The sequence below is a fragment of the Streptomyces sp. NPDC055287 genome (genome assembly GCF_053646035.1).
The window spans coordinates 1-19,024 of sequence record NZ_JBSHNE010000070.1 but is presented as its reverse complement, the minus strand read 5'-3'; the positions used below and the strand labels follow the sequence as shown (position 1 = coordinate 19,024).

The 19,024-nt window shown below is 68.3% G+C and carries 19 protein-coding genes and 2 pseudogenes; 15 read left to right on the top strand and 6 right to left on the bottom strand.

Annotation, left to right across the window (positions count from 1 at the left end; translation table 11 throughout):
* The first annotated feature begins 59 nt into the window (after positions 1-59).
* The 6 genes and pseudogenes from ACWIHY_RS38135 to ACWIHY_RS38110 all read left to right on the top strand — a co-directional run bounded on the left by ACWIHY_RS38135 (position 60) and on the right by ACWIHY_RS38110 (position 3,351).
* Positions 60-737 (top strand): group II intron maturase-specific domain-containing protein, encoded by a 678-nt coding sequence (locus ACWIHY_RS38135; RefSeq protein ID WP_454381237.1) that lies wholly within the window; start codon positions 60-62, stop codon positions 735-737.
* A 73-nt stretch (positions 738-810) separates the two neighbouring features.
* Positions 811-1,254, top strand: a pseudogene (locus tag ACWIHY_RS38130) (pentapeptide repeat-containing protein); the annotation flags it as partial.
* A gap of 143 nt (positions 1,255-1,397) precedes the next feature.
* Entirely contained in the window at positions 1,398-2,006 is a 609-nt protein-coding gene (locus ACWIHY_RS38125) for a hypothetical protein (RefSeq protein ID WP_454381235.1), read from the top strand.
* A gap of 330 nt (positions 2,007-2,336) precedes the next feature.
* Complete coding sequence (locus ACWIHY_RS38120; RefSeq protein WP_454381234.1) at positions 2,337-2,498, top strand: hypothetical protein; 162 nt, start codon at positions 2,337-2,339, stop codon at positions 2,496-2,498.
* A gap of 227 nt (positions 2,499-2,725) precedes the next feature.
* Entirely contained in the window at positions 2,726-2,980 is a 255-nt protein-coding gene (locus ACWIHY_RS38115; protein WP_454381233.1) for a hypothetical protein, read from the top strand.
* On the top strand, positions 2,977-3,351 hold the full coding sequence (locus ACWIHY_RS38110; RefSeq protein ID WP_454381232.1) for a PIN domain-containing protein: 375 nt from the start codon (positions 2,977-2,979) through the stop codon (positions 3,349-3,351). Before ACWIHY_RS38115 ends, ACWIHY_RS38110 begins: the two co-directional genes overlap by 4 nt.
* Positions 3,352-3,739: 388 nt before the next feature.
* Here the strand turns inward: ACWIHY_RS38110 and ACWIHY_RS38105 are convergent, their stop codons facing one another.
* Positions 3,740-4,084: a DUF6233 domain-containing protein gene (locus ACWIHY_RS38105; RefSeq protein WP_454381231.1), complete on the bottom strand. Its 345-nt coding sequence runs from the start codon at positions 4,082-4,084 to the stop codon at positions 3,740-3,742.
* 14 nt (positions 4,085-4,098) lie between these two features.
* Positions 4,099-4,302: a LexA family protein gene (locus tag ACWIHY_RS38100; RefSeq protein WP_454381230.1), complete on the bottom strand. Its 204-nt coding sequence runs from the start codon at positions 4,300-4,302 to the stop codon at positions 4,099-4,101.
* 955 nt (positions 4,303-5,257) lie between these two features.
* Between ACWIHY_RS38100 and ACWIHY_RS38095 the strand changes: the two genes are divergently transcribed.
* Positions 5,258-6,460 carry an IS110 family transposase gene (locus ACWIHY_RS38095; protein ID WP_454381228.1) on the top strand — a complete coding sequence of 401 codons (1,203 nt, stop codon included), beginning with the start codon at positions 5,258-5,260 and terminating at the stop codon, positions 6,458-6,460.
* 462 nt (positions 6,461-6,922) lie between these two features.
* Here ACWIHY_RS38095 and ACWIHY_RS38090 read toward each other — a convergent pair whose 3' ends face one another.
* A complete protein-coding gene (locus ACWIHY_RS38090; RefSeq protein ID WP_388443795.1) occupies positions 6,923-7,051 on the bottom strand; it encodes a hypothetical protein in 129 nt (42 codons plus the stop codon).
* 5 nt (positions 7,052-7,056) lie between these two features.
* Here ACWIHY_RS38090 and ACWIHY_RS38085 point away from each other — a divergent pair, with 5 nt between their 5' ends.
* Together ACWIHY_RS38085 and ACWIHY_RS38080 are read left to right on the top strand one after the other, a co-directional pair.
* The gene (locus ACWIHY_RS38085) at positions 7,057-7,641 is read left to right on the top strand and encodes a DinB family protein (RefSeq protein WP_454381227.1); all 585 of its coding nucleotides are present in this window, start codon (positions 7,057-7,059) and stop codon (positions 7,639-7,641) included.
* 45 nt (positions 7,642-7,686) lie between these two features.
* Positions 7,687-8,355: an IS5 family transposase gene (locus ACWIHY_RS38080; RefSeq protein ID WP_454381226.1), complete on the top strand. Its 669-nt coding sequence runs from the start codon at positions 7,687-7,689 to the stop codon at positions 8,353-8,355.
* Positions 8,356-8,514: 159 nt separating this feature from the next.
* Here the strand turns inward: ACWIHY_RS38080 and ACWIHY_RS38075 are convergent, their stop codons facing one another.
* Positions 8,515-8,763, bottom strand: coding sequence for a hypothetical protein (locus ACWIHY_RS38075; RefSeq protein ID WP_454381225.1), 249 nt, complete (start codon positions 8,761-8,763; stop codon positions 8,515-8,517).
* Positions 8,764-8,953: 190 nt separating this feature from the next.
* Between ACWIHY_RS38075 and ACWIHY_RS38070 the strand changes: the two are divergent.
* From ACWIHY_RS38070 to ACWIHY_RS38050, 5 genes and pseudogenes are all read left to right on the top strand, one after another.
* Positions 8,954-9,592 (top strand): annotated as a pseudogene (locus ACWIHY_RS38070) (WD40 repeat domain-containing protein); the annotation flags it as partial.
* A 586-nt stretch (positions 9,593-10,178) separates the two neighbouring features.
* Entirely contained in the window at positions 10,179-11,075 is an 897-nt protein-coding gene (locus ACWIHY_RS38065) for an endopeptidase (protein WP_454381223.1), read from the top strand.
* Positions 11,072-15,598, top strand: coding sequence for an AAA family ATPase (locus ACWIHY_RS38060; RefSeq protein WP_454381222.1), 4,527 nt, complete (start codon positions 11,072-11,074; stop codon positions 15,596-15,598). Before ACWIHY_RS38065 ends, ACWIHY_RS38060 begins: the two co-directional genes overlap by 4 nt.
* A gap of 231 nt (positions 15,599-15,829) precedes the next feature.
* Positions 15,830-16,144 carry a hypothetical protein gene (locus ACWIHY_RS38055; protein ID WP_454381221.1) on the top strand — a complete coding sequence of 105 codons (315 nt, stop codon included), beginning with the start codon at positions 15,830-15,832 and terminating at the stop codon, positions 16,142-16,144.
* A 26-nt stretch (positions 16,145-16,170) separates the two neighbouring features.
* Positions 16,171-16,713, top strand: a complete 543-nt coding sequence (locus ACWIHY_RS38050; protein ID WP_454381219.1) for a hypothetical protein — start codon at positions 16,171-16,173, stop codon at positions 16,711-16,713.
* A 16-nt stretch (positions 16,714-16,729) separates the two neighbouring features.
* Here the strand turns inward: ACWIHY_RS38050 and ACWIHY_RS38045 are convergent, their stop codons facing one another.
* Complete coding sequence (locus ACWIHY_RS38045) at positions 16,730-16,930, bottom strand: hypothetical protein (protein ID WP_454381218.1); 201 nt, start codon at positions 16,928-16,930, stop codon at positions 16,730-16,732.
* 307 nt (positions 16,931-17,237) lie between these two features.
* The gene (locus ACWIHY_RS38040; RefSeq protein ID WP_454381216.1) at positions 17,238-18,692 is read right to left on the bottom strand and encodes an AIPR family protein; all 1,455 of its coding nucleotides are present in this window, start codon (positions 18,690-18,692) and stop codon (positions 17,238-17,240) included.
* 103 nt (positions 18,693-18,795) lie between these two features.
* Between ACWIHY_RS38040 and ACWIHY_RS38035 the strand changes: the two genes are divergently transcribed.
* On the top strand, positions 18,796-18,933 hold the full coding sequence (locus tag ACWIHY_RS38035; RefSeq protein WP_454381215.1) for a hypothetical protein: 138 nt from the start codon (positions 18,796-18,798) through the stop codon (positions 18,931-18,933).
* Positions 18,934-19,024: the final 91 nt, after the last annotated feature.

Here is a 19,024-nt window from a genome sequence, read left to right as displayed (position 1 = left end):
CGCACACCAGCCGAGTTTGAACAACAACTGATCACGACACCTACGCTGTCACTCGTCGCATGAAACACGGTGTCCACTCCCCGGGATCAACCTCAGTGAACCCTCTGATCAAGGGTTGGGCCACCTACTACCGAAGCGCCGTGTCCAGCGAGACGTTCAGCAAACTGGACTGGTGGCTGTACAAGCGGCAGTACAGGTGGGCGAAGAGACGGCACGCACAGAAGTCGCGCAGCTGGGTCAAGAGCGCGTACTTCGGCCGCTTCAACCCAACCCGGCAGGACAACTGGGTCTTCGGCGACACGGAGACCGGTGTCTTTATGGGCAAGTTCGGATGGACGAACATCCAACGCCACGTGATGGTGAAGGGTGCTGCGTCCAAGGACGACCCGGAACTGGTGGAGTACTGGCGGGAACGAACGCGCAAGCGGAAACACCCGCAGGCGGACGGCAAGTTCGCCGTCAATCTCGCAGCCAGGCAGAAGGGACTCTGTCCACTGTGCGGACTTGACCTGATCGATGGAGCGACGTACGAACCAGACTCAGTCCGCGACTGGGCCAACTGGTTCCACGCCAGCTACCGGACGATTCACAAGCACCATCTGATCTACCGCTCACGCGGCGGGTCAGATCAAGCGTCCAACCAAGCCCTGGTCCACTCCGACTGTCATCGGAGGCATCACGCTTCCCATGACTACGGTCGAACGCAGAATCATGAGCTGCCCGAGGGGTCTGCTTGAGCCGTGTGCCGCGACGAGTGGCACGCACGGTTCTGAGGGGGGCCTCGTCCCGAGAGGGACGGGGCCTACCCGACAGATGCGCCGCCACGACCGCACCGCCACCCGCGCCGAACGCGGACTGCTCCACGGCTTCTGGATGCTTGCCGGCTACGACCTGCGCGCCTCCCGCGCGCTGGGCTGGCTCGCTGCCGCGATGCTCATCACCATCGTGCTGCTCATGGGCTTCGGGCTCCCAAAGGACTCCCCGAAGCAGGAAGTGACCGGCACCGTGCCGCCCGGCGGCGGCAAGGTCACCTTCGAGATCGACAAGGCTGATCCCCAGAACCCCACGAGGGACAGGTTCACCAGCGAGCGCTCCGAGAAGGCCCTGAACGTCACACTCAACTCGGTGGTGTTCCGCTCCTCCGGCCAAGACCTCACCACCGCCGGCACCTACATCGAAATGGCATCCAGCATGACCGAGCCCGTCCTTCTGGGCCTGGCGGTCCTGGCCGTCCGTAACCGCGTCAAACGCTGATCCGCAGCTCCCACGAGGGTCCCACGCCAGGGACCAGACAAGACGCCGCAGGCCACCAGACACTGAAGCCACCGGTGCGCCGAAACTGCGCGCCATCGCCTGACGCACGGAAGGTCTCAGTGCACAGGTCACAGTCGCTTCGGGTGAGCAGGGACGTCACGATCGAGATCAGAGCGGTCGTGCCCCACGAGGGCATCCAGTCAGGCATGGGCGCGATTGTGGGGGGTGCCAGCCGAAGTCAGCGAATCGGCTGGAGGCTGACGCAGGTGATTTCGGGCCATGAACAAGGCTGCGTGCGCCAGATCTCGCGGAGTCACCTTGACCTGGCATCAACAGCATTGCTGCCTGGGAAGGATGGGCGAATGACCTTCACGTGGAAGACCCCTCCGTGGCAGCGCAACGAGGACTGTACGCACATCGCGGTGATGGTCACCGACGTCGGCGGTGGCCAGATTGGCTTCAGCACGGAGAGTGTGCGCGGTGACGATGCGACCGAGGCGCTCGCAGACATGCTCATGGGCCCCGGTGGCGCGGGTGGTGGCGCAGTACTCCTGCCCGGCCTCCTCGCGATAGTGGTCCGACGTGGAATCGACGTGATGTGGATGGCTCAACCGCCCATCCGGGTCTCGTCCGCAGGGAACGGTGGGTTGAACATTTCTGTCGCCGGCGCCGAGGAAGGCGAAGTGACAGCGTTCTCAGTAGAGGACGCGCATGCCCTGCTCGGCCGAATCCAAGCTCAGTACGGGGGATAGCCAGGACAGTTCCAGGCCCCTGTGGCCCGTGGCCGCGACCTGCAGCCACGGGCCCGTTTCATGAGTGGTCAGCGGGTGCCAGGGTCGAGCCAGTGATGCGGCGACGTGGCTTTGTCCACGACAATCTCGTGGACAAAGCCACCCTCGGGCCCCACAGCGAACTGCGGTCGTTCTAGGCCTGGCGGCCGTCGGCGACGTCATCGGCACCATCACCGTCTCGATCACCGAAGTCGACGACGAGCGGATCGACCAGGTAGTGGAACTTCTGGACGAGGCCCAGGCCCACGCCCAGGACAGCACCGGCGACCGCATCCGACGCGCCCGGAGACCATGGCGCCGCTGCTCCGGCGCTGCACCGGCTGCGGCGAACAGAAGACGGACCTCAAGGCGATGACAGACCCGTTCGGCGAGGTCCAGTACCCGGAAGCCACCGGCCACGAGACCGTCCACCTGTGCCCGCGCTGCGTCACCGCCCGGTTTGAGGAGAGCTGACCAACAGTCCCGTCACTCCACGACGCCCGGCCTCCAGAGCGGAGGCCGGGCGATGGGCGTGAGCCGTCACGCCCCGCTGGCGCCCGACCCAGCCAGCCCGTCGGGCAGCCAGAAGACGCTCCTTCCTGGACCCACATCTCGGGAGGCTTGTCAGCGATGGTTACCCCCGCGCTGCCGGGCGATCGAGGGGGCCACAGATGTGTTCTACCGGCGGTAGAATCGTCGGTATGAGTAAGCCGACGAGCATCAAGACCAGCGAAAAGGTGCGCGACCGACTGCGCGCCCTGGCCGACGAGCGCGGCACCACCATCACGGAGCTGCTGGAGGAGCTCGCCACCCGCGAGCCCACCGCTGCCGAGCGTGAGCAGCGCGCCCTCGAGGCCGCTCGGGAGCTCGGCATCGAGTACAACGAGCAGGTCGAGCAGACCGGACAGGACGCCTGGGCGAAGATCCGCGCCCATCAGGGCGGCGCCGCCGCATGAACCTGACGGCCGTCCTGGACCACACCGCTTTGACCGCCCTCTATCAGGCGGATCCGTTCTTCACCGGCCTGTACATCGAAGCCTCGCGCGGCACCGGCCGCATCCTCGTCCCATCCCTGTCCGTCCTAGCTGCCGAGCGTCAGGTTGCGGGAGCGGGCAATCACGCCGCGTCCCTGCGGTTCACGGAGAACCTCCCCTTCAGCACAGCACACGCCGTGGATGCGATGGACTGGCCGGGCGTGGACTGGCCCGTGGCTCACGCGGCGGCGATCGCCTGGCAGGCGCTCAAGGCAGGCGAGCCGCTCACGGTTCTGTCGCTTGAGCCCGAGTTGTACGCGGGAACGGGCATCACCCCGCTCAATCCCACCTGATCGCGTTGCATCCAGACGCCGGCGCGCGTCGCGGAAACGGCGGCCGTTTCCATTGGAAACGGCCGCCAGCCTGCTCACATTTGATGACATGCAGACCGCGATTCTTGGCAGGCTGGGCACGTACGGCGCCGATTCGAACCGCTGAGGACCTGATCTCCTCGGTGCTGCACTCAGCGCGATACGGCTCCACTGCCTGACCGGCCCGGCCACCTGGGCACCTGGGCACCAAAGATCAGGTACTGACTGAAGGGCGTGCTTCGGCGATGTGAAGCTACGCCGGGACGCGTACGGCGCTCAAATCTCGCGCCGTTCACTACATCCGACGCAGACTGGCGCACCCGGCGGCGACGGACGACGTCCGGCCCGACAAGACCCCGCCGCCGGGCATTTACTCCAGGATCCCAAGCTCCGTGTCCGGGCGGCAGGCAGGGCAGGCGCTGACCCCCTGGGACAGCCACCGCAGCGCCTCTTCCCGGCTGATCTCCTTGTTCCGGACCGGGCTGCCGCCCATGGAGCACTCGCCGGCGTGCACGGCGACGGGCGTACGACCGTTGATGCTGATCTGGAGGGTCCAGTCCGGCGGTGGCTTCTGCCGCTCGATCTTGTCGCGAATGACGGCCTGCTGCTCCAGGTGCGTGATCTGCTCCCGCACCCGGGCCAGCAGCGCCAGCAGGAAGGTCTCCAGGATGCGCAGACGCGGCAGGTCAGGTGGCAGGTCGAACGGGGCGGACATGACGGTGCCGTTGCTCAGGCGAGGCGGTAGGGGCGCCAGCGGCTTTCGCCGCGTGCGATCACGCCGTGCCGCTCCAGCTGCTTGAGCTGGTAGTGCGAGGAGCTGGACAGGCCCACATGGTCGCCGATCTCCCGGACGGTGGGTGCCTCGCCGTGCGTCCCGATCGTCTGCCGGATGCATGCCAGGACTTGCTCTTGTCTCTCGGTCAGGGCCTTCATCGGACGCTCTCCCCTTCCTGCGCGTGGATGTGTACGGGCTGGCACAGAGAGGCACGGGCGGCAGTCGACTGGCCCGACGGAGTTGTCCAGAACGGATGCCAGGAGACACCCGGCCGGAAAGCAGCAACAAGCGGCGCCGCACCGCCGTGGTGCCATGCGGGCGGGGTGCGGCAAGCGCGGCGTACGTACGAGCCCAGTCCTCCCGCGCCTGTTGCGGATCTCCCATGCACCCGACGCGGCTGAGTGCAGGGTAGAGCCGCGCGGTCTCCCGCGTGGTGTGAGAGTACGAGCTGAGGTGCCGGAAAGGCAGATATGCGGCGCGTGGGCATGATGTCGCCGGGTAGCCCAAGGCGGGCGGTGACCTCATCCAGCCGCTCGGCGAGCGGCTGGCCGATGAGGATGGAGTCGATGACCCTGCCCGACATGCAGACACTGTTGTGGCCCGATGAGCTGCGCGGCACCGAGGACATCGCTGTCGTGCGCAAATTCGGGCATTACGCCAGGCTACGGCGTCCCGCTCCGCACCCGCTGGTGCCTTCCCGGCGGAACGCCCACGAACGCGCGGTGCCAGTTCGCGCTGGGAGGTGACAACTCTTGCTGCCAGGCACACTGGGCAAGCCTGTCGCGGCGCACCCCGGATGAGGGTTGCGCCCACAGTTGTCTGCACCGTTGTCTCCGCAGGGGGATCGAGGGTTGCACCGGAGGTACTACCGGAGGTGTGAACCCCCGTTACCGTCTTCGTGGCCTCGCAATGAGGCTCCCGGCCTTCGGCCCCGGTATGACTTGAGCCCCCAGTCGAGATGATCGAAAAGGTGGTGTCGCCGGTGCCGGAGGCATTGGCAGACCGCTGATTAGAGGCACGAGCGCCCCTTGGGCAGTCTCTTCGTAACGTGGATGCCGGCACGCTGATGCCGCAGGTGAGGCCGGGGAACAGGCGAGCGCGGGAGCGAAGGGCATGTCGGACGAGACTGGCATCGACGTCTATCTGGGCCTGGACGTCGGCAAGGGCGATCACCACGCCACCGCCGTGAACCCGGCGGGGAAGAAGGTGTTCGACAAGCCGCTGCCCAACAGCGAACCGAAGCTGCGGGAGCTGTTCGACAAGCTCCACGCCAAGCACGGAACAGTACTGGTGGTCGTCGACCAGCCGGCTTCCATCGGGGCCCTGCCGCTGGCGGTCGCCCGGGACTCGGGATGCCAGGTCGCCTACCTGCCCGGACTCACCATGCGGCGGATCGCCGATCTCTACCCCGGAGAAGCCAAGACCGACGCCCGCGACGCGTTCATCATCGCGGACGCCGCCCGAGCCATGCCCCACACCCTGAGGACGATCGATCCCTCGGACGAAACCGTTGCCGAGCTCGCAATGATCGCCGGGTTCGACGACGATCTCGCAGGTGAGTCCACCCGGATCGCCAACCGGCTCCGCGGCCTGCTCACCCAGATCCACCCTTCCCTGGAACGGGTCCTGGGCCCGCAGATCCAGCACCCGGCCGTGCTCAGACTGCTGGACCAGTTCGGATCACCGGCCCGGATCCGCAAGGCCGGGCGCCGTCGCCTCGTGACCTTGATACGTCCCAAGGCGCCGCGGATGGCCGAACGGCTGGTCGAGGACATCTTCACCGCACTCGACGAACAAACCGTCGTCGTCCCGGGCACGGAGGCTGCCGCGCTGATCGTCCCCAGCCTCGCCAACTCGCTCCAGTCCGTCCTTGACCAGCGAAAAGTCCTCGCCGCGCGGATCGAGGAACTCCTGGAGGCCCACCCTCTTTCCCAAGTCCTGATCTCGATGCCCGGCATCGGGATCAGGACCGCCGCCCGCATCCTCATCGACGTCGGCGACGCCAGCGGCTTCGCCACCGCCGGCCACCTCGCCGCCTACGCCGGCCTCGCGCCCGTGACCCGCAGTTCCGGCTCCTCCATCCGCGGCGAACACCCCTCCAGGCGCGGCAACAAACAGCTCAAAAGGGCCTTCTACCTCGCCGCGTTCGCCTCGCTCTCCCAGCCAGAGTCACGCGCCTACTACGACCGCAAACGCCGCGAGGGAAAACACCACGTCGCCGCACTCATCGCACTCGCCCGACGACGCATCGACGTCCTGTTCGCCATGCTCCGCGACGGCACCTTCTACCAACCACCCACACCAGCTACGGCTTGACGAAACCATAGAGGCACCTTTTGTGATCTTGGGCGTTTTGCCTGCTCAGACGCCATGGGCAAGCCGCTTTCGCTCGACGACACCTCTTTCTCCGCGATAGCCGGAGGAAGAGGCTCTATGTCTGACGGCCCGGCGCGGCCTGCTCGCTCTGTCGTCCGTCCCTCGCCTTGCCTTCCACTCCTCAGCCTCCCGCTTCCCGCTTCCTTTCCGGCTTCTTTGTCCGCCGGCCTCGCCTCCGCCGAGCGCGTGCCCGGCCGCGTACCGGAGCCGTCCGGTCGCCGACGGAGCGCCGAGCTCCCGGCGCGCTCGGCACGGCAAACCGGGCGCATCGGCGGCGCACTGCTGCACACTGGTTGCAGCCTCGCCGCCCCCGTCGGCGAGGCTCTCGCTTGCCCGTTGCCCGTCAGCCGACTGTGCCGGGCGCGGAAACGCGAAACGGCCTGAACGGGCTTAGAGGTTGTCTCACGTGGCAAGTTTCGCGAGCTTCTTGTAGCAGGTCAGGGCGGCGGCCATGGTCAGGCCTCGGCTCTGCCAGTCGTTGCGGACCACGTACGGGATCTTGAGACCACGAGCAGCCCATGGCAGGCTCATGCCGCATGATCGATGAATTCGCGAAAGACAACCTGCACGGGAGACTGCGGCGGGACCGCAAGGCGCTGCTCTGGAAACTCGACGGCTTGTCCGAATACGACGCCCGCCGACCTTTGACAGCGACCGGGACCAACCTCCTCGGCCTGGTCAAACACGTGGCCACCGTCGAGGCCAGGTACTTCGGCGAGGTCTTCGACCGCCCTTCCCCGGAACCGCTGCCCCGATGGCAGGACTACAACGGCAGCGATCTGTGGGCGACCGAGGACGAGACCCGCGATCAGATCATCGGGTTCTACCGGCGCACGTGGGAACACTCGGACGCGACGATCAACGAGCTTCCCCTCGACGCCCCCGGCCACGTGCCGTGGTGGCCGGAGCCTTATACCAACACGAACCTGTTCGCCGTCATGGTCCATGTCCTCGGCGAGTCCATCCGGCATACCGGGCACGCCGATATCCTGCGCGAGGGCCTCGACGGCCGGACCGGGTTGCGCGCCGAACACGAGAAGCAGATCGACGCGGAAGCCCGTGCAGCCTACTGCGCGAAGATCGAGCAGGCCGCCAGGTCGGCCGCACCAATCAAGGCTTAGAGGTTGTCTCACGTGACTTGATGTCCGTGCGGCATGATGCCGGTCGTGGGTGCTGATCTATCGAAGCGTCTGGTTCCTGATGAACTCTGGGAGCTGGCCGCCCCGTTGCTGCCGTCGTTCGCTGCTCGTCCTCAAGGTGGTGGGACCGCTCCGTGTGACGAGCGGGCCGTGTTCACGGCAGTGGTGTACGCGAGGTGGACTGGACCTCGGCGATCGTCGACGCGTCCTCCGTTCGCGCCAAAAGGGGGATCGCTGACCGGGCCGAACCCGGTCGATCGCGGCAAGAAGGGCAGCAAGCTGCACGTGCTGTCCGATGCCCAGGGCATCCCGCTTGCCGTCGCCGTGTCCGGCGCGAACATGCACGACAGCCTCGCCCTCAAGCCGCTCATCCGCGGCATACCCGCCGTCCGGTCCCGCCGGAGACCACGGCGGCGCCGACCCGTCAAACTCCGCGCTGACAAGGCGTACTTCTCCGCCGAACACCTGGCCTGGCTGCGCGAGCGCGGGCTCGTCGCGCGCATCGCGCGGCCCGGCATCGAGTCCGGCGAACGCCTCGGTCGGCACCGCTGGAAGATCGAACGGTCGATCGCCTGGCTCTTCGGCTACCGCCGCCTCACCGTCCGATACGAACGAAAGGGCTCGCACTTCCTCGCCTTCCTCGGCCTGGCCGCCGCCCTGACCTGCTACAAGAAGCTCGCGAAACTTGCCACGTGAGACAACCTCTTAGTGTTGCCATCGGCGGCGCCAGTGGGAACAGTGCAGGACCGACCTGGGACACCGACTGGTCGCCCCCGGCACGGGCTTGAGTGGCCGCGCCTTGAGCGAGCAGGCGCACGGACGGCGCGTCGCCGCCCGTGCGGGGGCCCTAGCGGCTCACTGGGAGGAGCCCTCGCGGTGCGTGCCGATGAGCGAGCGCAGCACGGGGACGGCGGAGCCGGCCGCGGTCAGCCCGGCGAGCACTGCGCCGGCGAGGGGGGCGTCGGTGAGCGCGGTCAGGCCGCCTGCCACCAGCCCGGTGACGAGCGCGGCGAGCAGGACGACGGTGGTGTGCAGGGACAGGAACGGTGGCTCCGGCGCGGAGCCGCCCGCGGGACCGGAATTCACCGGCGAGTTCGGGTTCATGCCCCCACCATTCCCCCGCACCCTGTCCTGACCTGCATGGATCGAACAATCCCGGCGCACTCCGATCAAAACCTGCGTACCAATGAACACCGCGGGTCGACTCGGTTTGCGTTCAGCGCTGTTCAGGCAAGTTCGGTGCTGTCAGATGCTCGACGTCCTACGCTGCTGGTGATGGCAGGAGCGGAGCGGCATGGCACGGGGCATGGTGGACATCACCTACGAGGAAGCACTTCAGCATCTCGGGAAGGCGCTCACCGAGCTGCGCTCGGGGCGCGGTGGCCCGTCCTTCGACCGCATTCGCGTCCGCGGGCTGAAGGTCCTGCAGGACGCCGCCAGCGCCTGTTCCAAAGGGACCATGAGCAAGGTCTTCGCGGGCGAGCAGTTCATCTCGCTGGACAAGCTGATCTGGTTGGTGCGGGCCGTGATGTCCTGGGACGTGTACGGCGGCGAATGCGTCCCGCCCGATCGCCGCGCCCCGGAGCTGACGCCGTGGCTCAGCCGTTGGCAGTCCCTGAACACCTTGCGTATCGCTGCCCGCCGCCGCCCGGCAACCACCGCACGGACGCCTCCAGGGCCCGCTCCGGAACTACGCGCGCTCCCCGGTCCGCGGCCCGAAACCGTCGCGAGCCAAGTGCGGGTCGCCCCTGTTCTCCCTTCGGAGCCAACCCTGGAGGAGCGTGACACCGGCGGAGCCACCAGGCTGATTTCGCCGGAGACATGGCCATTGACTCCTGTCGGCCCCCTCACCGGCCACAACGGCCCGGTCGTGGCGGTGGTGTTCTCGCCGGACGGGCGCCTCCTCGCTACCGCGGGCGACGACGGGTCGGTGTGGCTGTGGGACCCGGCCGCCCGCCAGCCCGTCGGCGAACCTATCGCCGGCCACACCGGCAGGGTCCTCCCGCTGGCGTTCTCCCCCGAGCGGCACACCGTGCGGGTTCGGTCCTCGTCCTGGGCCTGTGGCACCGAGAGGGCTCCTCCATCAGGGGATCGGCTGAGGACCATGAGATCTTCGCGGTGCGAGCACGCGTACAGTCGGCGGAGGAGGACTGCCGAGAGCTGCAACGGGTTCCCCGCTCGACGCCGACGAGCCCGCCCTCCTCTTCGCCCGGAGCTTAGCTACGTAGCGCCGCTCGCGGGCTACGCCACGTCCCCGTGCGTGCAGCGGGCCGATCCAGGAAGCTCTGAGCGCAAACCCCCACCGGCAGGCGTCGCGCCGACAGGTTCGAGGTGGCTCCAGGCTGCCGGGGGAGAGCTGAGCAAAACCGCCCGGCCCGCCAGGCGGGGCCCATGGGGACGATGCGTCGTGAGTCTGCCGGAATGGAGAGGCTGCGTCACCCACCGTAGAGTGGGCTCCCAACCATGCCGCTGGGGCTGGTGGTTGGGCAGGGACGCAGGCGCAAGCAGTGGGGGAACGGGTGCAGCAGCGCATTGTCGGAGTGCATGGCATCAAGCAGGGCCGTACGTCGCAGCGCGAGCTGATCAAAGACTGGAACAAGGCACTGAACCGCGGCATCACCGCCCTGCACGGGCAGGACGCGGTGCGCACCGACCCCCGTCTGACACCCACCCTGGAGATTCCGCACTGGTCCTCGCTGCTGGCACGGGGCGCGGACCGGCTGGGCCCGTCGGACTTCTTCCCGGACGACTCCACTGCCCTCACCGCCGACGAAGAAGCCTTCATCGTCGAGGCACTGGACGATCTCCTGACCCCGCAGGAGCGGGCTCTGGCTGCGGAACTGGACCCGACGACGCTCGGGCCGCCGAAGCTGTGGCCGGCCAGCGTCACCCGCCGCGCTACGGTCTACGACCGACGCACCCCTGACAGCGTCGTCGGCAAGCTGGTCACCGGTCTGCGCGAGGTCCGCTTCTATCTCAAGCACCCCAACCTCGCCTCCCAGGTCCACGATCACGTCCTCAAAGCCTTCAGCGATGACACCGCCACCGTCATCATCGGCCACTCACTGGGCAGTGTGATCGCCTACGACCTCATCCGGCAGAAGAGGATCGCCGCTCCCGGCACCGCTGGCACCGCCGTGCACACCTTCGTCACCTGCGGCTCGCCCCTGGGCATCCCCGCCGTGCGGCGTGCCATGAACATTCCGGAGCCGGAGCTGCTTGCCATGCCCGCGCACATCAAGTGGCTCAACGTCTACGACCCGGACGATGTCGTCACCGGCGCTGCCGGTCTGGCCCTGGGCGCCCGTAACGTCACTGACGTCGAAGTCGACAACGGCAACATCGACCCCCACGCCGCCCTGGCGTACCTGCGTACCCTCCCGGTCGCGCAGGCAGCCACCCATCACTGGTCATGACCGAACACGTCCCGTCCACGTTTCACCGGCGCCTGGTCGTCGTCGCTGTCAGCGACTACGACGACGGCACCCCGGCCGACCGGGAGGCCTTCCGCGCCGGCGTCAGCGCCCAGGTATCGGTCGTGGAGGACTGGTGGGCTGACGCACGGCTCGAAGCCGAGCGGCGCTTCACCCCTGTGGCCCCACCCAAGCCGCTGCTCGGCGTGCACGATCTGCGGTGCTTCCTGATCGACCAGGACCTGGCCGACGCCGACGACGACGAAGCGCTTGTCGTCTACGTCACCGGCCACGGTCTCGCCCCCCGCGGACGGCAGCATTTTCTGCGGCTTCCCGACACGGATGAGAACCGCCCCTTGGGCACTGCGTTCCCCACGGCCGAACTGATCGCCACCGTCCTCGACTCCCGCGCCGGGCACGTCCTGGTGATGGTCGACTCGTGTTTCTCCGGGCGCCTGAGGGACGAACTCCAAGACACTCTCAAAGCATTGGATGAGGACCGCCGGGCGTTGGGATCCCTGGTGGTGCTGACCGCCGGCAACGAAGACGCCAGACCCCGCCTTCAGGCGTTCACCTCGCTGCTGGCCGCGGTCCGCGCGCACTGCGAAGACCAGACCAACGGATACGCGCGCTCCCACCTGAGCTGGGAAGACTTCCATGCCATCAGCGGCGCGGTGTGGGACCGCACCACCATGGCGGACATCCACCGCATTTGGCCCCCGGGCGACAGCGTCAGCCTCCAACTCGCCGCCCGCGCGCTGAGCCCCTGTCTGCCCAATCCCGGCTACACCGACACCACCCTCCTTGAGGACGCCCGTAGCCAGGTCGGCTGGAACCGCGCCGACCTGGACGAGTACTGGATCTCCCGGGCCACCGGCCAGATGTCCGCCAGCAGCCCGGGCTGGTACTTCACCGGACGTGCCGCCTTGATCACTCGCATGATCGAGTTTCTGGACGGTGACGACAGCGTCCTCATCGTGACCGGGCCCGCCGGCTCCGGGAAGAGCGCCCTCCTGGCCCGCCTGGTCACGCTCAGCGATCCCCGGTTCCGGGCCGACGACGCCTACCGCCCCCTCCTCGACGCCATCCCCGAACACCTTCAAGTCCCTGAAGGGGCTGTCGACGCAGCAGTCCTGGCACGCAACACCGACCCGCACGAGCTGTCCGCCGCGCTCTACGAGGCCCTCACCGGCCACCCGACACCGGCCGGTCATGATCCGATTGAGGAACTGCGTGCCTATGTCCGCGCCTTCATGCTGCGCAACGGCACACCTCTCACCGTAGTGATCGACGGCATCGACGAAGCCCGCAACCCGCGCCGCATCATCACCGACGTCCTGCGCCCGCTGGCCGGCCTCCGCGCCGACGGCCGGCCCCTCATCCGACTCCTCCTCGGCATCCGCAGCTCCACCACCGAAGGCCCCGACCCCTTCGGTTCCGACCCCGCCGGCCCGACCGGCAGCGATCTTCTGGCCCTGCTGCAGCGGGCAACCGACGCCGGCCCGACACTGCGTACCGACGCCCTCACCGCACAGGACGACATCGCCGCCTACACCGCCTCACTGCTGCACGCCGAACCCCAGGGCTCGCGCCTCCTCGACCGCGACGACGACCGCATCAGCAGTGTCGCCACAGCGGTGGCTGGAGAGGTGGCCCCCTCCTTCCTGGACGCCCGGCTCGCCGCCCAACAACTGCACGCCCGCACCGCCCTGCCTCATCCCACCGACCTGGGCTGGCGCCTCCAGCTGAGGCAGGGAACGCACGAACTGCTCCGCCAGGACCTCGCCGACGTGGCCCTGCACGGTGATGCAACTCCCGAAGAGCTCCTGGCCGTTCTGCGCGCCACCGCCTTCGCCCAGGGAGCGGGCCTGCCCTGGGCCGACATCTGGCCGGCCGCAGTGAACGCCCTCCATCCCTGCGACGACGCGGCAGCCGCCATCCGCCAAGTGGTGCGCGACAGCCGCCTGACCGGATACCTGACAACCGCCCACGAAGACGGCAGAACCGTCTACCGCCCCATCCACGAACGCGTCAGCGAGACACTGCGCACCGCACCCCACACACTCCTGACCCCCACCGACACACCTGCCGGGGGCGGCGGCGAGACAGCCGACACCACACCCGTCCACCGGCAACTCACCCAGGCCTTCGCCCGGCTGCTACACCGGGCACCTGAGCAACCCCCGCACCCCTACCTGCGGCGCCACCTGATCACCCACGCCGCACTGGGAAACGCCGTCGACGACGACCACATCCCAGCCCACTTCCTGCCCTGGGCCACCGGTGACAACGTCCGCGGATCCCTTGGCCTGCCCATCACCACCACCGATCGCATCCGGCACCTGGCAGCATGGGCCCGCATCGAGCCCTTCGTCGGCGACGCACCCCCCGCCTCCCGCGCCGACAGCCTGGCCCTTGCCCAGCACACCGGCAGCACGCGGCCGCACACCCCGATGCGGCACCCACAACTGCGCCCGCGATTCAACCACCTTCATCTGCCCACCAACATCCTTGCGGGCACCCCCGGCAACCCCTACGCACTGGCCGCCTTCCGCACCGCCGACGACTCCGCGGTGCTGGCAGCGGCGGACGAGAGGGGAAACCTCACCCTGTGGGACCCGCTCTCCGGCAGCCCCTTCGGTACCGCCCTGGAAGGTCTGGGACCCCACGCCCGCGCCCTGACCGTCCTCAAGGACGGCCGCCGCCCCGGGGAACCCTCCCTCATCGTCGGAACCGACCACGGGCTGTGGCAGTGCGACCCCCAGACCGGCGAGGCCGCCCCCCTGCTCGAAGGGCGCATCCGTGCCGTCGCCACCTTCAGCGATGGTGCACGCCGACGGGGCCGCCGCGGCGCATACGGATGGCCGCTCCTCGCCGTCGCCACCACTGAAGACCTCCTCCTGGTGGACCCCATGACCGGCCACATCCAGACGCGCCGGCCTCTGCACAGCATCGGCCGCCTGCAGAGAGAACAGGACTTCGGCAGGCGGTACCGCGGCCCCCTCGTCCACGCACTCGCCGTCATCCCAGTACCAGGCGCCGGTCCACTGCTCGCCATTGCCCAGGACGGCAGTTACGTCCCCGTCGTGGATGCCCTGACGTTCGACGACGCCGGGGAACTGCCGTGCGCGGGCAGGGGCGCCTCCGCTGTCGTCGGCTTTGCCACACGCCGCGGCGAGCCGAGGCTGATCGTTGCGTCCCGCTCCGCAAAGTCCGTGCGCATCTGGAACCCGCTGACGCGCGTCCAGCACGCACACCAGCCGATCCGGCAGGCCGTGGCGTCCCTGGCCCTGCACCCGGGCCCCTATGGCGATCCCCTGCTGGTCACCGGCAGCAGCGTCGACGGCGCTCTGCACGTCTTCGATACCGACACCGGTGTACTCGTTCGCCAACTCCCCGCCGAGCACACCAAGATGGTCCGCGGCCTGACGGTCTTCACCGGCTCACAAGGCCAGCCCCTCCTGGCCTCCGCATCGTTCGACCGCACCATCCGCCTGTGGGACCTCCAGGCGCCGGCCGTCGACGACGATACCGATCATCCCTCGGCAGACCAGGTCGCCCTCCTGCCGCATCCATCCGGGCCACCCAGTCTCATCAGCGGTGGCCGCGCCGGCGAGATCGCCGTGCGCTCCGTACAGACCGGCCGGGAAACACACGTGCTGACCCCGCCGGACGACCGCCCCTACAAAGACGTCACCGCACTGACCGTTCTCGAACCAACACCTGACACCACCGCACGTATCGCCATCGGGTACGCGGATGGAAGCGTCGACCTCACCACGGAAGAAGGCGCACGGCGCGTCCTGCTTCCCTCGTACTACTCCAACAGCAGGGTCCGGGCGCTGGCCCGTTTCCCCCACCCGGAAACCGGACAGTCCCTCCTCGCCGCCGCCATGAGTGACTCCCGCATCGAGTACCTGCGCGTCGACGACGACACTCCCCGCTTGCCGACGCTGCGTGCCGAGGCGACCGTTCGAGCGCTCGCCGTCCTACCCGACACCAGATCACCGCTGCTGGCCATCGCCACCACCCGTGCCGTGCGCCTGCTGCACCCCGGCCACGACCCGCACATGGGTCTGCCCCAGCGCATCGGGGCCGTGCGCAGCCTCACCTGCCTGACCACGGCCGACGGGCACCTCTTGGCCACCGGCGGATCGGACGGCGTGATCCGGCTGTGGGACCCCTTCGCCCCGCGCTCAGAAACCCATCCACCGCTGACCGGGCACCAGGGCCCCGTCACCGCCCTTGCCGCCCTGCCCCACCCGGACATCGACCGCCACCTGCTCGTCAGCGCCTGCTCGGACGACACCAGCATCCGCGTGTGGGACCACCACACGGGCCAGGAAGTTCTCCGCCTGGTCACCGGCGCACCGATCACCTCGCTCGCCGTACTCCCCGCCAGCTCCGCCAGCTCCGCCAACCGCAGCACCGCCCCTGCCGTCATCGTCGGCAGTCCCACGGGAACGGCCGCTGTCACCGTGCACCTCCAATCTCCGAGCGGCGGCACCACGCTTGAGGATGCCTGAACTACCCCAGTCACCGTTCCGGCCGGGCCCTGGTGGAGGCCGGGCTGGCCGAGCGGCTGCCGAGGACGCCGGGGGAGCGGCGCGCTGGTACCGGCGCAGCGACAACGACGCGCTCTGGCAGTGTCTCGAAGGCCTGTTGAGCTGTTTGGCAGAACAGTCCGTACCCATGCGGGTTGGATAGTCGGCGGGCCGCCGCGTGCGGCCGGAGCCCGGTGAGGCAGGGTGGAGGCCATGGTGACCTTGGCGAACTCCGTGATAGGCCGTTCCGTGCGCACGGCTTCGGCCGCCCTGCTGGAGGCGGGCACCCAGACCAAGGCCGCCTCCCTGCAGGGCACCGAGGCCCTTTTCTTCCACCGGCTGGATGCCGCCGAGCACGCCCGGCGCCAGGACGTCGCCGCAGGACGGCTGGATCGGATGGCGGCGCTGGAGACCCTCCTGACGCTGCCAGTGGGCATCCCCGTCCCCCTCGCCTCGCTCGAGCCAGCCAACGGCGGGCCGTACGAGCCCTGCCCGCGGGCGCCGCGGACCGTGACCGCACGACGGTGACCCGGCGCGCGGTCCGGCCGGTGCGCGTGGACCTGGCCGTGGTGCGCGCCGCCGGATGGCGCCAGGGACTGCGGGACGCGGGCCGGTTCGCGCCGTTCTGCCGCCGCGCCATGCTGCTCACCCGCCGCCCCTCACGCCTGGAAGAGCTGCTGGCCGAGGCCGACTTCTACGGCATCGGCGTGTTCCTCGCTGCCGAGCACGGTGTGGTGTCGGAAGGACATCGCGCAGCGCGCCGACCTGCACCGTCTCGGCAGGCGTATCGACCAGCGCCGGCTACTTCCCTATGGGGGGCGCCTCCTCACTGGGCTGTCCGCCGGCCCACAGCCGTTGCTGCTGACGTTGCTCAAGCGGCGTCCCACGTCTCGGCGGCGGCCGTCGGAGCGGCCGGAGCCGTGATCGTGGGCGGAGCCAAGGGCGTCGAACAGCTGGCGCGCTGGCGCCTGCAGAGAATGCTGGAGACAGCAGAGCTGGAACCAGGTGAGGTGACCCGGCTGGTTAAACAGGTCGCCGAAGCGATCACCGTGCAGATGGACGCCCGGGCGGTGGAGAGCGAGCGCTTCCTCTTCTGACACTTCCCACCCTTCGCTAGATGATGCCCCTGCGGCCCCGATAGGGCACCGGTCCGCTCACCGGCCCGAACTCCTCCAGCGCCACCCCGCGCAGCCCCTCCGCGCTGCACGAACGCACCGGCCCGTACGGTTCCCGGTAGAGGGCCACGACATCCTGCCCCGCGCCCGGCACCGCCTCGCCGTCCAGCAGGCCGCCGGAGTCCTCCACCGTGCTCACGCCGCCCCCTGACGCGGCGCCGCACGGCCCCGCACACCTGTCCTGCCGGCAGCTTCTTCAGCTCCAGGCCCCGACCGTGCGCCAGCCGGCCGCCGAGACCGCCATCGGCTCTCCCTGTACGGCAGTGGCTGACGCACGCGCCGAACAGCCAAGATCCCGCCACCTGTTCATCCACCCCCCGGCCCCTACCCGGCGATAGCCGCTGCCGCAGCAGCCCGGCATCCTCCATGCTGCTCCGAGCCGCGCCACGAGAACTTCCCCGCCCGCCGGATACGCCTGAAAGGGGGAACGAATCTGCGAAAAGTTGTCAGCGGTCGATGTGGTAGCGGCTTTGGGAGACGACCGACTGGCGGAGCTTGGTGGTGAAGTCTTCGCTGCGGGCGATCCGGTCGACGCCGCCGGCCTTGTTCTGGCGCAGGGCGGCTTTGAAGTTCTGGTCCAGCGTCCCGGCCATGCGTTCCATCAAGTCCTGGCTCAGGTGGTCCAGGTCGATGTTGAGCAGGTCCCGTGTGGTGGGCTGACGCAGCCGTGTCAGCGTGTAGGCGGACACGCAGGCCATGGGGTAGAGCCAGTTCTCGACCGTCTCTCCCAGCAAAGGCCGGTCTTGCGCGTACTGGGTCAAGAATCGGCGGAGGCGGGCGTGGACGTCGAGCGTGAGGCGGTAAATGTCCAGGTCGAGACGGGGGGAGAAGATCTGGCCGTAGTGCCCGTCGTCCAGCAACAAGGCCTCTGAGTGGCGCAGTGCCGTGTGCGGCTCACGGAGGGCGAACGCGGTGAATTCCCGTGCCAGGCGGGCCATGCTGACGACCTGGTCGAGGGGGAAACCGAGGTTGCGGTAGTAGCTGGCCCGGCGTTCGTAGTAGTAGCCGCCGGCGTGCGTGAGGCTCTCCTCGATGTCCTTCTGGATGGGCTCTGTCGCCCTGAGCGCCCCAGCGGGAAGTTGCGTCTGGCTGTTGGTGGCCCGGATGATCCTGTCGCGGGTGGTGCCGGACTGCGGGGCAACCACGATCTTGACCAGCAGGGACCTGTCGCGGTGCTGCCCGCCGGACTGGAAGTAGCTGTAGACCTCATGACTGGTCTGCAGCCCGTTCACGATCTGCGGCTCCTTGATGACGATCTTCTTGCCCGCGATCTGCGCGGCATCGGCGACGACCGTGACACCGTTGTTGAACCACCAGAAGTCCTCGCGCGTGCCTGACTTGAGCGTCTCGCCGATGGCGTTGTTCACCGCTGTCGAGCCCGCGTAGTCCCGCACGTTCGACTCGAACAGCTCCAGCCGCAGTGCCTCGTTCTCGGACGTGATGAAGCGGTAGTACTCGTCAAGCCGGGCCAGGCACACGTAGCCCTCGCCGAGCGACGTGCTCATCGGGGTCTCGGAGAAGATGAGCTGCGCCACCGCCTTCGCCCCCCGGGCCGTGCGCTCGCGCAGGTCGGCCGCGTTCAGGTACTCGATGGTGGCCGTGGTGTCAGAAGTGATCTTCGACAACTCCCGACGCAGGCGGTCACCCTTCGCCTTCACGTTGGGGTGAGGGCCCTCCGCGGCCTTACTGGCGTACATCACCTTCACCCGCACCTGCGGGAACGAGGAGGCCATCTCTTCCAAGATGCGTAAGAAGCGCCGGGTGCGCTCCAGGAGCTTCGCGTTCGTGTGCGCCACCAAGTCGTCCTCGTCGCGGCTCATGTCGAGCAGCGCCGGCAGGTGAAAGTGCAGCTTCTCGAAGACCGTCTCCTGGTAGCCGGGTGAGGTCTTCGCCTGAAGCACGACCAGTTCGATAGTGCTCGCCCTCGAGGGAAGGTACTGGTGAGCGTCGGCGGTGACATAGTCGGCCGTCGACGAACGACCAGATGCCGTCGATACCGCAGTCGTGCGCTCCGTCCACGATGCCGTCCAGGATCTCGTCGTTGTCCAGATCCCAGTCCTGCAGCGCCTTGTCGGCGGCGAAGAAGGTGAAGAAGTCGTCCCGCCCCTGATGCGGCGCCAGCCGTCGATGCTGATCATCTAGTGCTGCTCCGCAGAAGTTCGTGGAGGGGTTTTGATGCTCCTGTTCAAGCGGTTTTGAGCGGAGTGCCGTCGTAGGTCCAGCGGTATGGCTT